Annotated in this window: 14 protein-coding genes; 4 read left to right on the top strand and 10 right to left on the bottom strand. The window is 61.9% G+C overall.

Annotation, left to right across the window (positions count from 1 at the left end; genetic code table 11):
• The first annotated feature begins 5 nt into the window (after window positions 1-5).
• Window positions 6-629, top strand: a complete 624-nt coding sequence (locus tag X739_RS147305; protein ID WP_023795093.1) for a glutathione S-transferase family protein — start codon at window positions 6-8, stop codon at window positions 627-629.
• Between the two features lie 241 nt (window positions 630-870).
• Here the strand turns inward: X739_RS147305 and alaS are convergent, their stop codons facing one another.
• Both alaS and recA read right to left on the bottom strand, forming a co-directional pair.
• Window positions 871-3,474: an alanine--tRNA ligase gene (gene alaS / locus X739_RS147310; RefSeq protein ID WP_023795092.1), complete on the bottom strand. Its 2,604-nt coding sequence runs from the start codon at window positions 3,472-3,474 to the stop codon at window positions 871-873.
• 271 nt (window positions 3,475-3,745) lie between these two features.
• Window positions 3,746-4,846: a recombinase RecA gene (gene recA, locus X739_RS147315; RefSeq protein ID WP_013895892.1), complete on the bottom strand. Its 1,101-nt coding sequence runs from the start codon at window positions 4,844-4,846 to the stop codon at window positions 3,746-3,748.
• A gap of 281 nt (window positions 4,847-5,127) precedes the next feature.
• On the opposite strand from recA, the gene X739_RS147320 reads away from it, so the two are divergent.
• Window positions 5,128-6,072, top strand: coding sequence for a carbohydrate kinase family protein (locus X739_RS147320; protein WP_023783862.1), 945 nt, complete (start codon window positions 5,128-5,130; stop codon window positions 6,070-6,072).
• A gap of 77 nt (window positions 6,073-6,149) precedes the next feature.
• Window positions 6,150-7,067, top strand: coding sequence for a pseudouridine-5'-phosphate glycosidase (locus X739_RS147325; RefSeq protein ID WP_023783861.1), 918 nt, complete (start codon window positions 6,150-6,152; stop codon window positions 7,065-7,067).
• Window positions 7,068-7,253: 186 nt separating this feature from the next.
• On the opposite strand, the gene X739_RS147330 is transcribed toward X739_RS147325, so the two are convergent.
• Complete coding sequence (locus X739_RS147330; protein WP_023783860.1) at window positions 7,254-7,577, bottom strand: TfoX/Sxy family protein; 324 nt, start codon at window positions 7,575-7,577, stop codon at window positions 7,254-7,256.
• A gap of 90 nt (window positions 7,578-7,667) precedes the next feature.
• Here X739_RS147330 and X739_RS147335 point away from each other — a divergent pair, with 90 nt between their 5' ends.
• Entirely contained in the window at window positions 7,668-8,165 is a 498-nt protein-coding gene (locus X739_RS147335) for a GFA family protein (protein ID WP_023773193.1), read from the top strand.
• A gap of 453 nt (window positions 8,166-8,618) precedes the next feature.
• Here X739_RS147335 and sufA read toward each other — a convergent pair whose 3' ends face one another.
• The 7 genes from sufA to X739_RS1000000169365 form a co-directional block, all read right to left on the bottom strand.
• The gene (sufA, locus tag X739_RS147340) at window positions 8,619-8,999 is read right to left on the bottom strand and encodes a Fe-S cluster assembly scaffold SufA (protein WP_023773196.1); all 381 of its coding nucleotides are present in this window, start codon (window positions 8,997-8,999) and stop codon (window positions 8,619-8,621) included.
• Window positions 9,000-9,099: 100 nt separating this feature from the next.
• On the bottom strand, window positions 9,100-9,492 hold the full coding sequence (locus X739_RS147345; RefSeq protein WP_023795091.1) for an SUF system Fe-S cluster assembly protein: 393 nt from the start codon (window positions 9,490-9,492) through the stop codon (window positions 9,100-9,102).
• A 5-nt stretch (window positions 9,493-9,497) separates the two neighbouring features.
• Complete coding sequence (locus X739_RS147350; RefSeq protein ID WP_023795090.1) at window positions 9,498-10,742, bottom strand: cysteine desulfurase; 1,245 nt, start codon at window positions 10,740-10,742, stop codon at window positions 9,498-9,500.
• Between the two features lie 5 nt (window positions 10,743-10,747).
• Entirely contained in the window at window positions 10,748-12,016 is a 1,269-nt protein-coding gene (gene sufD, locus X739_RS147355) for a Fe-S cluster assembly protein SufD (protein WP_023773199.1), read from the bottom strand.
• Between the two features lie 40 nt (window positions 12,017-12,056).
• Window positions 12,057-12,812 (bottom strand): Fe-S cluster assembly ATPase SufC, encoded by a 756-nt coding sequence (sufC, locus tag X739_RS147360; RefSeq protein ID WP_023773200.1) that lies wholly within the window; start codon window positions 12,810-12,812, stop codon window positions 12,057-12,059.
• 29 nt (window positions 12,813-12,841) lie between these two features.
• Window positions 12,842-14,359 carry a Fe-S cluster assembly protein SufB gene (gene sufB / locus X739_RS147365; protein ID WP_023773201.1) on the bottom strand — a complete coding sequence of 506 codons (1,518 nt, stop codon included), beginning with the start codon at window positions 14,357-14,359 and terminating at the stop codon, window positions 12,842-12,844.
• A 41-nt stretch (window positions 14,360-14,400) separates the two neighbouring features.
• Complete coding sequence (locus X739_RS1000000169365) at window positions 14,401-14,550, bottom strand: hypothetical protein (RefSeq protein WP_023783858.1); 150 nt, start codon at window positions 14,548-14,550, stop codon at window positions 14,401-14,403.
• Window positions 14,551-14,562: the final 12 nt, after the last annotated feature.

Genomic DNA, 14,562 nt, shown 5'->3' with positions numbered 1-14,562 from the left:
GACAAATGGGCAAGCCGGTCGTCTACGGCGCGGACTACAGCGTCTATGTACGCATCGTCCGGCTTGCGCTCGAGGAGAAAGGCATTGCCTACGACATAGTGCCGGTCGACATCTTTGCAGAAGGTGGCGCGCCGGCATGGTACGGCAAACACCATCCCTTCGGCCGCATCCCGGCCTTCGAGCATGATAATTTCCGCCTGTTCGAGGCGAGCGCGATCGCTCGCTACGTCGACGAGGGTTTTGCGGGCCCTGCTCTCCAGCCGACCGATCCGCGCGCCCGCGCAACCATGAACCAGATCATCGGCATGCTCGACGCCTATGCTTACAGGGCGATGGTATGGGAAGTCGCCGTCGAGCGGCTGGAGAAGGCGGAGCCGGACGTGGCTTTGATCGCCAATGGCCTTCGGCAAGCCGAGACGGTGCTCAAGGTGTTGACGTCACTGAAGGCACAAGGCCCATGGTTGCTCGGCAACCAGCTGACGCTTGCCGATCTGCACGCGGCGCCGATCATCGCCTACTTCGTCAAGGTTCCAGAAGGGCACAACTTGCTGACGCAGTTTGCAGGCATCTGGGATTTGTATTTGCGAATGGCTGGCCGCCTGAGCTTCGTGCGTACCGAAAAAGCGTAATTCGAGGTGAGCTTCCTCCACGTCAGCGCCGCCCCTCATTGCCCTGCCGGGCCTTTCTCTCCGTGAACGGGGAGAAAGAGGCTGGTCGCGTTGCCGGCGCTCTCCTGCAACGAGGGCGATTGGCGAAGGCCGCGACGAAAGCGCCCTTCTCCCCGTTCAACAGGGAGAAGATGGCGGCAGCCAGATGAGGGGCGGCGCTGCCCTAAGAGAAAGGATTTCGCCTAGCCCCACGCGTGGGTAGCTACGCTGCTTCCAGCGCCGCCCTCACTGCCGCGATCGCATCATCGGCCTTCGACGCATCCGGGCCGCCGGCCTGGGCCATGTCGGGGCGGCCGCCGCCGCCCTGCCCGCCCAATGCGGCGGAGGCCACGCGAACAAGGTCGACGGCGCTGAAGCGGCTGACGAGATCATCGGTGACTGCGACCACGACGCTCGCCTTGTTGTCCTCGCCGGCGCCAACGAACACGACGACGCCAGAGCCCAACGAAGTCTTGCCCGCGTCGGCCAACGGTTTCAGGTCCTTCGGCGAGACACCTGACACCGCCTTGCCGAGGAAGCCGACNGTGTGCTCTTCCGATCTGTCCTTCTCGAGCTTCTTGCGCTCCTCGAGCAGCGCTTCGACGCGCGCTGGCACATCCGCGGGCGATATCTTAAGCGTCGCCGCCGTGGTCTTCAGGCGTCGGTCCTGCTCATCGAGATGCCTGCGCGCGGCTTCGCCGGTCAACGCCTCGATGCGGCGCACGCCGGCGGCGACAGCACCATCCGAGACGATGCGCACCAGGCCGATATCGCCGGTCGCCCTGACATGCGTGCCGCCGCAGAGCTCGACCGAATAAGGCCGGTTGGCCTTGGCGCCATGCAAGCCCGTGCCCATCGACACGACGCGCACCTCATCGCCATACTTCTCGCCGAACAGCGCCATCGCGCCCTCTGCAATGGCGTCGTCGACTGACATCAGGCGCGTGGTCACCGGGCCATTCTGCACGACGATCTCGTTGGCCATGCGCTCGACCTCTTCCAGCTCCTGCGCGGAGATCGGCTTGTTGTGCGAGATGTCGAAGCGCAGACGCTCGGGTGCGACCAGCGAGCCCTTCTGCGCGACATGGGTGCCCAGCACCTCGCGCAACGCCTCGTGGATCAGGTGCGTCGCGGAGTGGTTGGCGCGCAGCCTGGAGCGCCTGGCATGATCGACCTTCAGTTCGACCGCGGCACCCGCCCTGACCATGCCTGCGACCACCTTGCCGAGATGCACGAAAAGGCCATCGGCCTTCTTCTGCGTGTCGGAAACCTCGATCGAGAAGCCCTCGCCCGAGATCATGCCGGTGTCACCCATCTGGCCGCCGGACTCGCCATAGAAGGGCGTCTGGTTGACGACCACGGCGACCGCATCGCCCTTGCCGGCGCTGTCGACGGTCTTGCCATCCTTGACCAGCGCCTCGATGAGGCCTTCCGCCTGCTCGGTTTCGTAGCCGAGGAATTCGGTGGCGCCGGTCTTTTCACGCACGGAAAACCAAACCGTCTCGGTGGCGGCCTCGCCGGACCCGGCCCAGTGCTTGCGCGCCTCCGCCTTCTGCTGCTCCATCGCATTGGTGAAACCGGCAAGGTCGACCGAGATGCCGCGCTGCCGCAGCGCATCCTGCGTCAGGTCGAGCGGGAAACCATAGGTGTCGTAGAGCTTGAACGCCGTTTCGCCATCGAGCATGTCGCCGGCGCCGAGCTTCTCCGTCGCCTCGGAGAGCAGCCCGAGGCCACGCACCAGCGTCTTGCGGAAGCGGGTCTCCTCGAGTTTCAGGGTCTCGGCAATCATCGTTTCGCCGCGTGCCAGTTCGGGATAGGCCTGGCCCATCTCGCGCACCAGCGCCGGCACCAGCTTGCACATCAGCGGCTCGTTCGCCCCCAGCAACTGCGCATGGCGCATGGCGCGGCGCATGATGCGGCGCAGCACATAGCCGCGGCCTTCGTTCGACGGCAGCACGCCGTCGGCGACCAGGAAGGAGGACGAGCGCAGATGGTCGGCAATGACGCGGTAGGACGCGACCGTTTCGGCGTCGGGCGCGCGCCCAAGTGCCGAGGACGCCGCATCGATCAAATGACGAAACAGGTCGGTCTCGAAGACGCTCTCCACCCCTTGCAGGATGGATGCCATGCGCTCCAGGCCCATCCCTGTGTCGATCGACGGGCGCGGCAGGTCGACCCGCTCCTCTTTCGTCACCTGCTCGTACTGCATGAACACCAGGTTCCAGAATTCAAGGAAGCGATCGCCGTCTTCCTCGGGACTGCCGGGAGGCCCACCCCAGATGTGCTCGCCACGATCGATGAAGATTTCCGAGCATGGTCCGCAAGGACCGGTGTCGCCCATCGCCCAGAAATTGTCGGAGGTCGGGATGCGGATGATGCGATCGTCGGAGAAACCAGCGATCTTCTTCCAGAAGCCGGCTGCCTCGTCGTCCGTGTGATAGACGGTGACCAGCAGCTTGTCCTTCTTCAGCCCGAACTCCCTGGTGATGAGGTTCCAGGCAAGCTCGATGGCACGCTCCTTGAAGTAATCGCCGAAAGAGAAATTGCCCAGCATCTCGAAGAAGGTCAGGTGGCGCGCGGTATAGCCGACATTGTCGAGATCGTTGTGCTTGCCGCCGGCGCGAACGCTTTTCTGAGCTGTGGTGGCACGCGAATAGGGTCGCTTCTCCAAACCGGTGAAGACGTTCTTGAACTGCACCATGCCGGCATTGGTGAACATCAATGTCGGATCGTTGCGCGGCACGAGCGGGCTCGAGGCCACGACCTCGTGGCCCTCCTTGCGGAAATAGTCGAGAAAGGTCGACCGGATCTCGTTGACGCCACTCATGGATACTGCCTTTTCAAGAGAGCCGCCGGCCGGACCGGCGGGAGATGGCTCTGTATTTTCTAGAAGATGGAGTTGGCCTTTTAGCCGTAGCTCTTGACCCTGTCCAGAAACACGGAATTAAGCCAATTCGCGCTTTGCACTGGCACTTGCGGGGCCGCCCAAACGAAAACCGCCAGCGCGATGGCCGGCGGTTTGGAACGCGTTACTACAGAACTCTGTTACTTAAGCATTGGGTAATAGGCTGGATTTATGGCCAAACTCCGGCCGTTACCTACATCGCGCCGGCTTCGTCCTCAAAACCGTCGTCGCCATTGCCCTCGGAGCCACCATTTTCGAGGAATTTTTCGGCGATCAATCCGGCATTCTGCCTGAGCGCCAGCTCGATCTCGCGCGCGGTGTCGGGATTGTCGCGCAGGAACAGTTTCGCATTCTCGCGGCCCTGGCCGAGACGTTGCGAATTGTAGGAGAACCAGGCGCCCGATTTCTCGACCACGCCGGCCTTGACGCCAAGATCGACCAGTTCGCCGGTCTTGGAGACGCCCTCGCCATACATGATGTCGAACTCGACCACCTTGAAGGGCGGCGCCAGTTTGTTCTTGACCACCTTGACGCGGGTCTGGTTGCCGACGACCTCGTCGCGATCCTTGACCGAGCCGATACGGCGGATGTCGAGGCGAACCGAAGCGTAGAATTTCAGTGCGTTGCCGCCGGTCGTGGTTTCGGGCGAACCGAACATGACGCCGATCTTCATGCGAATCTGATTGATGAAGATGACCATGGTGTTGGAGCGCGAGATCGAGGCGGTCAGCTTGCGCAGCGCCTGGCTCATCAGGCGGGCCTGCAGGCCCGGCAGCGAATCGCCCATCTCGCCCTCGATCTCGGCACGCGGCGTCAGCGCCGCCACCGAATCGACCACCAGCACGTCGATGGCGCCGGAACGCACCAGCGTGTCGCAAATCTCCAGCGCCTGCTCGCCGGTGTCGGGCTGCGAGATCAGCAGGTTTTCAAGATCGACGCCGAGCTTGCGGGCGTAGACCGGATCGAGCGCGTGTTCGGCATCGACGAAGGCGCAGATGCCGCCCTTCTTCTGGGCTTCGGCCACGGTGTGCAGGGCCAGGGTCGTCTTACCCGAGCTTTCCGGCCCATAGATCTCGATGATACGGCCGCGCGGCAGGCCACCGACGCCGAGCGCGATGTCGAGACCGAGCGAGCCGGTCGGCACCGTTTCGATCTCGACGACCTGCTCGTTGGCGCCGAGCCGCATGATCGAGCCCTTGCCGAAAGCCCGCTCGATTTGCGACAGCGCCGCATCCAGAGCCTTTGATTTGTCCACTGCCTTATCCTCTACCAGCCGCAAAGAATTCTGAGCCATGATACATCACCCCTTGGTCGTCAATGAAGGCCGGACAATCCGTAATCCCTGCCATTTTGTACCTTTTTTGTTCTCATTTGGCAAGGGGTGACAACCGACTGAAAAACAATCGATATTGCGATTTGTTCTTTTTTTGTCTCGCAATTCCGGGCATGAACGGGCTGCGCATTGGGCCAGACGGCTCGATCGTATCGCCCGGCCGAATCGCCGACCCGCATGCGGAGCTCTGTCGCGCACTCTAGCGCTTGTGCGGCTGCAACAACAAAGGTCATATCGCCGCCATGGTGAAATCCCCGAAGATACTAGCCGTGGGCGGCGCCCATATCGACCGGCGTGGCCAGGTGTACGGTCCCTACGTGCCGGCCGCCTCCAACCCCGGCACGATGCGCGAGGATGTCGGCGGGGGCGTCTTCAATGCGTTGCGCAGCATGGTGCGGCGCGGCGTGTCGGCCTCCCTGTTGTCGATGCGGGGCGGCGATGCGTCGGCCGATACGGTTTCACGGGCCATCGCCGAGGCAGGCATCGCTGATCTTTCGGCGGTGTTCCTCGACCGTACCACGCCGAGCTACACGGCATTGATCGATCGCGAGGGCGAATTGATCGTCGGCTTTGCCGACATGGCGCTGTATGACCTGGCTTTTCCCAAACAGATCAGGCGTTCCAAGATACGCCAGGAGGTGGCCGCCGCCGATGCCATCCTGTGCGACGCCAATTTGCCGTCGGCCGCCCTGGAGCGGCTGCTGTCGCTCGCCGCCGGCAAACCGGTTTTCGCCATCGCGATTTCGCCGGCGAAGGTAACGCGGCTGATACCGGTTCTCGGCGGGCTGGCCCAGCTCTTCATGAACCGGCGAGAGGCCGTCGTGCTGGCAGGCGTCAATGCAGGGGCCGCCGAGCGGGAAATGGTCGATGGGTTGCGGTGCAGCGGCCTTGCCCGCGGCGTGGTCACGGCCGGTAACGGCCCTGTGCTGGGTTTCGACGAGGCAGGCGCCTTTTCGATCCTGCCGCCTGTCCCCAGAAAAGTCGCCGATGTCACCGGCGCCGGCGACGCGCTGGCAGGTGCGACGGTCGCAGCACTGCTGCGCGGCCTGCCACTGCGCCAGGCCGTGCGCGAGGGCGTCGCCGCGGCAACGCTGGCCATCGAAAGCGCCAATGCAGTGCCCGAATTCACCGCGGCGAGCTTCGCGGAAGCGCTGGCCCTTGTGCCGGATGCCAGGGAAGTGGCATGAGACCGGCAAATTCATAACGCGCATCGAAGCCACGCTTTCCTGATGGATGCGCCGCACTCCGGATTGGAGATCAGAGAATGACGCCAGAGACCGCTCGCCCCTTCATCGATATCCACGTACCGGTGGCGCAGGCCCTGGCCGCCGGGCGCCCGGTGGTGGCGCTCGAAAGTACCATCATCACCCATGGCATGCCCTACCCCGACAATGGCGCCATGGCGGCCAATGTCGAAAAGATCATCTCTGACGGCGGCGCGGTGCCTGCAACCATCGCGGTGGTCAACGGCCGCATCAAGATCGGGCTTTCGGACGGCGAACGCGAATCGCTGGCGATGACCGGTGACGCCATGAAGCTGTCGCGCGCCGATCTCGGCTTCGCCGTCGCGCAAGGCCGCACCGGTGGCACCACCGTCGCTGCTACCATGATCGCCGCTGATATGGTCGGGATAAAGGTGTTCGCCACCGGCGGCATTGGCGGCGTGCACAAGGGGGCGGAAAAGAGCTTCGACATCTCGGCCGACCTCGATGAATTGGCGCGTACACCGGTCATCGTCGTCTCGGCCGGCGCCAAGGCGATCCTCGACATCGAAAAGACGCTGGAAGTGTTGGAGACCCGCGGCGTGCCCGTGGTCGGCCATGGCTGCGAGACGATGCCGGCCTTCTGGTCGCGGCAGTCACCGTTCCGGGCGCCATTGACCTTGCACAGACCGGAAGATATCGCGCATTTCTACCGGACACGCCTCGCTCTGGGCTCGGGCGGCGGCATGCTGATTGCCAATCCCGTGCCGGAATCCCACGAAATCCCCGCTGAAGAAATGGCGGGCTACATCGAAGCCGCCCAAAAGGCGGCCGAAGCCCTCAACGTCACCGGCAAGGCCGTGACGCCGTTCCTGCTGGGAAAAATCCTCGAACTCACCGGCGGCCGCAGCCTGAAGACCAACATCGCGCTGGTCGAGAACAATGCAAGGCTGGCGGCTGAGATCGCCAAGGCGCTGTAGGGTCTGCCAAGAAAGTCCCCCCTCATCCGGTTTGCCAAGGTCGAATTACCGGGAGCAATTCGGGGCAATCCGACCTCTCCCCGAGGGGAGAGGAGCTTGCAGCTTCAACGCAAACCTCTTCTCCCGGCGGGGAGAAGGTGGCCGCGAAGCGGCCGGATGAGGGGGTGGCCTCGCGCTGGCGGGAGCCTACTTCCCCGCCCGCCGCCCAGCCTCATAGGCGCGTCGCGCCCACACCGTCATTTCGTCGGGATCGTCGAAAGCGCTGTCGGGAATGCTCCAATAGGGCATGGCGACAAGCTTGCCGTGGCGAGAGCCGGTGTAGGTCCATTGCCGGCAGCCCGCGGCTTGGAACTCCGATGCGCTCTGCTCGTCGGCTTTCAGCAGCAATTCGCCGCGCAGCACGATGGCGACGATGACGCCGTCGAAATAGATGCCCTTGCCGCCGAATAGTTTTCGGATGCTGACCGGACCGAGGCCGTCGAACAGTTCTGCTATGCGCTCATTGTCCATGCCGCGATCATGTCACCGGCATTTGGCCTTGTCATCGCCGCAACCAAAATCATGCTGACAGGTTGTGACTATCCTGTCGGAGTTTTTGCCATGCCTGTGCTGCTCAAGGGGTCCTGTCGCTGCGGCGCCGTGCGTTTCGAGGTGGAAAGCCACACACCCGTGCCATTCATGCTGTGCTACTGCTCGATCTGTCGCAAGCAGCAGGGCGGCGGCGGCTTCGCCATCAATCTCGGCGCCGTCAACGACACGCTGAACATCAGAGGCAAGAGCAATCTCGGCGTCTATCGCGCCGAGATCGAGGATGACGAGCATCCCCACTGCGAGATCTCGACCGGGGAGCGCAATTTTTGCCGCAAATGCGGGTCGGCGCTCTGGCTCTACGACCCAACCTGGCCAGAGCTGGTGCATCCCTTCGCGTCGGCGATCGACATCGACCTGCCCAAGCCGCCGGAGAAGGTGCATCTGATGCTGAAATACAAGGCGAACTGGGTCGAGCCTGATGTCGGACCGAGCGACAAGGTGTTCGAGGTCTATCCCGAGGAATCGATCGCCGACTGGCACAAGCGGACCGGCATGTGGGTTGAGTAGCGATTTCCACTACAAGAAGAATCATGTTCCTAGAGCGCTTTGATCATCCTGTAGAGCCCGCCAAAAGCGGCTATCAAACCAAAAATGGTTGAAATTCCAAGCAGTACAGCCATATCGATTCTATCTGCCTTGAACGCGTAAATTCCAAACAAACCGGTAACGGCTGGAATACACAACTCGAACGCAACGTACATGAGCATAATATTAACGGTATAGGTTTACACAATATATGTAAATCAAGAGACATCCGTATCTCTCTGTTACTCAAATTCATGTCCAAAAATAGATTACGCTTAGCGTATCGGTAAACACGGTGGTATGCGAAATAGGCAAACGCCATTATTAATAGCGATGCGAAAACCAGTGGTACGATTTGGCTGTCCATGGAAATTCGCCTCAAAAGCCATCAAATTCTGACACCGGCAAATTATACAATGGTGCGCTGGCCGCGCTTCAGGCCGTGGCGCGCGCCTCGGCCAGCGCTTTGAGATCGGCCGGCTTCAGTTCGACGGATTCGCCGCAGCCGCAGGCCGAACTCTGGTTAGGGTTGTGGAAGGTGAAGCCGGTGCGCAACGTCGTCTGCTCGAAATCCATCTCGGTGCCGAACAGGAAAAGGGCGGCTTCCGGCGCCACATAGACATGGGCGCCATCGCGCTCGATATGGTCGTCCTTGGTGTTGGGGTCGGTCACCAGGTCGACCGTATATTCCATGCCGGCGCAGCCGCCCTTCTTGATGCCAAGGCGGATGCCATGCGCGTTTTCGCGCGTGGCGACGATCTCGCGCACCCGGTCGGCGGCCTTATCGGTCATCGTGATGACGGCAAAGCGTCCCATGTTTTCCTTCTCCATTCCATGCAGGTTCAAGGCCTGCCGAATGATTCCTCACCTAAAATGGTGAAGTTTTACCACTGGCGCAAGTGTGCCAGGTTCGGCGCTAGTACCAGCCCACCGCCACCTGCGCCTCTTCCGACATGCGGTCGGGCGTCCAGGGCGGGTCGAAGGTCATATTGACCTCGACGCCGGAGACGCCCTCGACGGCGCCGATGGCATTTTCCACCCAGCCAGGCATTTCGCCGGCCACAGGGCAGCCGGGCGCGGTCAGCGTCATGTCGATCTTGACCGAGCGGTCGTCCTCGACGTCGATCTTGTAGACGAGGCCAAGCTCGTAGATATCGGCCGGGATTTCCGGGTCGTAGACCGTCTTCAGCGCCGAGACGATGTCGTCGGTCAGCCGTGCCAGCTCATCGGCGGGGATGGCCGAGGCGGAAACGACGCTGTTGCCGGCGGCTTCCGGCGTAGCTTCGGTGGTGGTGCTCACATCATCCATGGTCGTCATCCGAAGAATTTGCGCGCTTTTTCAAGCGCCTCGGCCAAAGCGTCGACTTCGGCCCTGGTATTATACATGCCGAACGATGCCCTGCATGTGGAGGTTACGCCAAAGCGTTTCAACAGCGGCTGGGCGCAATGGGTGCCGGCACGGACCGCCACGCCTTGCCTATCTATCACCATCGACACGTCATGAGCATGAATACCCCTTAGTTCGAAGGAGATGATGGCGCCCTTGCCGGGTGCGTCGCCAAAGATGCGCAGCGAGTTGATGGCGCGCAGGCGTTCGTGGGCGTAGGTCTTGAGGTCTTCCTCATGCGCGGCGATGCGCTCACGACCGACAGAGTCCATGTAGTCGAGCGCGGCGCCCAACCCGATCGCCTGGACGATCGGCGGCGTGCCGGCCTCGAAGCGATGCGGCGGGTCGTTGTAGGTGACGATGTCTTCCGTCACCTCCTCGATCATCTCGCCGCCGCCCATGAAGGGCCGCATGCCGGCGAGACTATCCTTCTTGCCGTAGAGCACACCGATGCCCGAGGGACCATAGACCTTGTGGCCGGTGAAGACGAAGAAATCGCAATCGAGATCCTGGACGTCCACGGCCATGTGCACCGCGCTCTGGCTGCCGTCGACAAGCACCGGAATTCCACGCGCATGCGCGATGCGCACGATCTCCTTGATCGGTGTCACCGTGCCCAGCGCGTTCGACATTTGCGTGATGGCGACGAGCTTGGTGCGGCTGGTCAGCCGTTTCTCGAATTCCTCGATATGGAAGACGCCGAGATCGTCAACCGGCACCCAGACCAGCTTGGCGCCCTGCCGCTCGCGGATGAAGTGCCAGGGCACGATGTTGGAATGGTGCTCCATGATCGACAGCACGATCTCATCGCCCTCGGCGATATTGGGCATGCCATAGCCATAGGCGACGGTGTTGATGGCCGACGTCGTGTTGGAGGTGAAGACGATGTTATCGGTGCTTGGCGCGTTGAGGAAACGGCGCACCGTTTCCCGCGCCTTTTCGTACGCGTCGGTGGCGGCATTGGACAGGAAATGCAGGCCGCGGTGGACGTTGGCGTATTCCTGGCTGTAGGCGTGCTGGATCGTGTCGAGCACTACCCGCGGCTTTTGTGCGGAGGCGCCATTGTCTAGATAGACCAGTGGCTTGCCATAGACTTCCCGCGACAGGATCGGGAAGTCGCGGCGGATCGCCTCGACGTCGTAGAAATCTCCAATCTTGCCCGGTGCGTTCATCAGCTTCACCCGTGCGTCACAAACCACTCATCGAGCTTCGCTTCCAGCGCCTCGACAATCGTCTCGTCGTCCAGTTCCTCGATCACCTCGGCGACGAAGGCTTTGACCAGCAGACCGCGCGCGCTCTTTTCGTCGACACCGCGCGCCATCAGGTAGAACAGATGGTCGTGGTCGATCTCGGTCACCGTCGCGCCGTGGCCGCAGACGACGTCGTCGGCGAAAATCTCGAGTTCGGGCTTGGTCGAGAACTCGCCGTCGTCCGACAGCAACAGCGTGTTGCAGGCCATCTTAGCGTTGGTCTTCTGCGCATATTGATGGACGTTGATGCGGCCCTGGAAGACGCCACGCGCCTTGCCGGTCACCACATTGCGGACGATCTCCGTCGAGGTCGTGTGCGGCACGGCGTGGTCGAGCACCATGGTCACGTCGGTGTGGGTGTCGCCGGCGAGCAGGTTGATGCCGCGCAATTGGAAGTCGGCGCCTTCGCCTGTCGTCCTGACCATGATCTCCTGGCGCACAAGCTTGCCGCCGGCGTTCATGACGAACAGCGTCAGTTTCGCGTTCTTGCCGATATGGGCCTTGAACTGTGCCAGATGCGTCGCCGTCTCCGGCTGCTCCTGCACGATCAGCCACGTTACCTCGGCGCCTTCGCCGAGCACGAGTTGGCTGACAGAACTGACCAGCGCCGCGCCATCGCCCGCCTGACGCTCGACGATCACGGCCTTGGCGCCGGCGCCGGCGCGAACGGCCAAGCGCACATGGGTCTGGCCGCCGGCCTGCAAATTCTGCAGCTCGAACGGCTTTTCCAGTTCGGCGCCATCGGCGATGTCGATGAAGTAACCGTCGGCGACGAAAGCCGTGTTCAGCGCACCGATGGCATCGTCATTGCCATAGGGATCCAGGCCCGGCGCGATGCTGCCGTCAATCAGCTTTTCCGACAGGCGCTGGACGCTGACGCCCTCGACAACCGGCGCCTTGGCGCTCGATACGCCGTTCAACAGGCTCAGAACCGTCGAACCTTCAACGATTGGCGCAATCGCTTTCGCCGCCGCGGCCGGGTCGAACTCCGGCACCGCGCTCAAAAGGCGGCGCAGGTCGGTATAATGCCAGGATTCGATGCGTCTCGTCGGCAAGCCGTGCTTGATCGTTTCGATGGCGTCGTCGCGCTTCAGCATTACCGCGCCGTCGCCCGGCAACAGCGACAGCCTGTCGCCGAACGCGTCGATCAACGCGGTCTCGGCCGGTGTGCGCTGCGGTTGTGAATGCATATTCATCAGCTTTGCCCCGTCTTTTGGCACAAAATGACCTGGCATCTCACGCGGCTTCGCCGATCACACCGGCATAGCCATTGGCTTCGAGGTCGAGCGCCAGGGACTTGTCGCCCGACTTGATGACCTGGCCCTTGTAGAGCACGTGCACGCTGTCGGGCACGATGTGCTCGAGCAGGCGCTGGTAGTGGGTGATGACCAGGAACGCACGGTCGGGCGCGCGCAGCGCATTGACGCCGTCGGAGACGATCTTCAGCGCATCGATGTCGAGGCCGGAATCGGTCTCGTCGAGCACGCAGAGTTTCGGCTCCAGAAGCTTCATCTGCAGGATCTCGGCACGCTTCTTCTCCCCGCCGGAAAAACCGACATTGAGCGGCCGCTTCAGCATCGCCATGTCCATGTTGAGCGAGGCGGCGGCTTCCTTCACGCGCTTGAGGAATTCCGGGATTTTCAGCGGCTCTTCACCACGCGCCTTGCGCTGCTCGTTCATGGCCACCTTGAGAAATTCCATGGTCGCGACGCCCGGTATCTCCATCGGATACTGGAAGGCGAGGAAAATTCCCGATGTAGCGCGCTCGGCCGGATCCATTTCGAGGATCGACTGGCCGTTGTAGAGGATGTCGCCTTCGGTCACCTCATAGTCCTCGCGGCCGGCGAGGATGTACGACAGCGTCGACTTGCCGGAGCCGTTCGGGCCCATGATCGCGGCGACCTCGCCGGCTTTCACCGTCAGGTTCAGGCCGCGGATGATCTCGGTGCCGTCATCGACGATGCGGGCGTGCAGGTTCTTGATCTCAAGCATTCTTTGTTTCCTGAATATTTATCTGGGCGTCAGCCCACGGAACCTTCCAGCGAGATGCCGATCAGCTTCTGCGCCTCGACGGCGAACTCCATCGGCAGCTGCTGGATGACGTCCTTGACGAAGCCGTTGACGATCAGCGCAATGGCTTCCTCCTCGGGAATGCCGCGCTGCATGACGTAGAATTTCTGGTCCTCGGAAATCTTCGACGTCGTCGCTTCGTGCTCGAACTGCGCCGTCGAGTTCTTGGCTTCCATGTAGGGCACGGTGTGGGCGCCGCACTGGTCGCCGATCAGCAATGAATCGCAGTTGGTGAAGTTGCGGGCATTGGTCGCCTTGCGGTGCGCCGAGACCTGGCCGCGATAGGTGTTCTGCGAAAAGCCGGCGGCGATGCCCTTGGAGATGATGCGGCTCGACGTGTTCTTGCCGAGATGGATCATCTTGGTGCCGCTGTCGACCTGCTGGTAGCCGTTCGACACGGCGATCGAATAGAATTCGCCTGAGGAATCGTCGCCGCGCAGGATGCAGCTCGGATACTTCCAGGTGATTGCCGAGCCGGTCTCGACCTGCGTCCACGAAATCTTCGAACGGTCGCCACGGCAGTCACCGCGCTTGGTGACGAAATTGTAGATGCCGCCCTTGCCCTCGGCGTCGCCGGGGTACCAGTTCTGCACCGTCGAATATTTGATTTCGGCATCGTCGAGCGCGACCAGTTCGACCACCGCCGCATGAAGCTGGTTCTCGTCGCGTTGCGGCGCCGTGCAGCCCTCGAGATAGGAGACGTAAGCCCCCTCCTCGGCGATGATCAGCGTGCGCTCGAACTGTCCGGTGTTCTTCTCGTTCATGCGGAAATAGGTCGATAGCTCCATCGGGCAGCGCACCCCCTTCGGCACGAAGACGAAGGACCCATCCGTGAACACGGCCGAATTCAGTGTGGCGTAGTAATTGTCGGAGGTCGGCACGACCGAGCCGAGATATTTCCGCACCAGTTCAGGATGCTCGCGGACGGCTTCGGAGATCGAGCAGAAGATGACTCCGGCCTGTGCCAGTTCCTTTTTGAAGGTGGTGACGACGGACACGGAATCGAACACAGCGTCGACGGCAACCCGGCCCGACTTGTAGACATTGTCGCTCGCTTCCTCGAACTCCGAGGCGTCGGTCTTCTGGACGCCTGCGAGGATCTCCTGCTCCTTCAATGGAATGCCGAGTTTCTCGTACACCTTCAAGATCTCAGGATCGACGTCGCTGAGCGAAGTCGGTCCGGGCGTGCTCTTGGGCGCCGCGTAATAGTAGATGTCCTGGAAATCGATCTTGGGATAGTTGACGCGCGCCCAGGTCGGCTCTTCCAGCGTCAGCCAGCGCCGATAGGCTTCGAGGCGCCATTCCAGCATCCAGGACGGTTCGTCCTTCTTGGCCGAAATGAAACGGATGATGTCTTCGCTCAGGCCCTTGGGAGCCTTGTCGACGGCGATCTCGGTCTGGAATCCGTATTTGTATTGGTCGACGTCGATCTTTCGGACCCGATCGATCGTGTCCTGCACAGCAGGCATATGCGTTCTCCATCCACGCCGGGGTCAAGGCCCGACAGTCTTCAAACTATGGCACCGCCAAAAGGACGCCCGAGCAGCATCCGCGGCAGCGTAAGTTCAATATAGTGCGCCTCGACCGGAAATTCACCCGGCCAGCATGAAACGCACGGCTCGACCGGGCCAAAGGGCCCAAATCCTTTTTTCTCAAGCATCGGATTTTCCGG

The organism is Mesorhizobium sp. LNHC209A00 (assembly GCF_000502915.1).
Taxonomy (GTDB): domain Bacteria; phylum Pseudomonadota; class Alphaproteobacteria; order Rhizobiales; family Rhizobiaceae; genus Mesorhizobium.
This window is presented reverse-complemented; position numbering and strand designations above follow the sequence as displayed.

Bases quoted from the DNA above. Each gene is read 5' to 3' on its own strand.
- X739_RS147335 (WP_023773193.1), top strand. From the start codon at position 7,668: ATGCCTGTGCTGCTCAAGGGGTCCTGTCGCTGCGGCGCCGTGCGTTTC.
- X739_RS1000000169365 (WP_023783858.1), bottom strand. From the start codon at position 14,550: ATGCTTGAGAAAAAAGGATTTGGGCCCTTTGGCCCGGTCGAGCCGTGC.
- recA (WP_013895892.1), bottom strand. From the start codon at position 4,846: ATGGCTCAGAATTCTTTGCGGCTGGTAGAGGATAAGGCAGTGGACAAA.
- X739_RS147320 (WP_023783862.1), top strand. From the start codon at position 5,128: ATGGTGAAATCCCCGAAGATACTAGCCGTGGGCGGCGCCCATATCGAC.
- sufD (WP_023773199.1), bottom strand. From the start codon at position 12,016: ATGAATATGCATTCACAACCGCAGCGCACACCGGCCGAGACCGCGTTG.
- X739_RS147330 (WP_023783860.1), bottom strand. From the start codon at position 7,577: ATGGACAATGAGCGCATAGCAGAACTGTTCGACGGCCTCGGTCCGGTC.
- X739_RS147350 (WP_023795090.1), bottom strand. From the start codon at position 10,742: ATGAACGCACCGGGCAAGATTGGAGATTTCTACGACGTCGAGGCGATC.
- X739_RS147325 (WP_023783861.1), top strand. From the start codon at position 6,150: ATGACGCCAGAGACCGCTCGCCCCTTCATCGATATCCACGTACCGGTG.
- sufA (WP_023773196.1), bottom strand. From the start codon at position 8,999: ATGGGACGCTTTGCCGTCATCACGATGACCGATAAGGCCGCCGACCGG.
- sufC (WP_023773200.1), bottom strand. From the start codon at position 12,812: ATGCTTGAGATCAAGAACCTGCACGCCCGCATCGTCGATGACGGCACC.
- sufB (WP_023773201.1), bottom strand. From the start codon at position 14,359: ATGCCTGCTGTGCAGGACACGATCGATCGGGTCCGAAAGATCGACGTC.
- X739_RS147345 (WP_023795091.1), bottom strand. From the start codon at position 9,492: ATGGATGATGTGAGCACCACCACCGAAGCTACGCCGGAAGCCGCCGGC.
- X739_RS147305 (WP_023795093.1), top strand. From the start codon at position 6: ATGGGCAAGCCGGTCGTCTACGGCGCGGACTACAGCGTCTATGTACGC.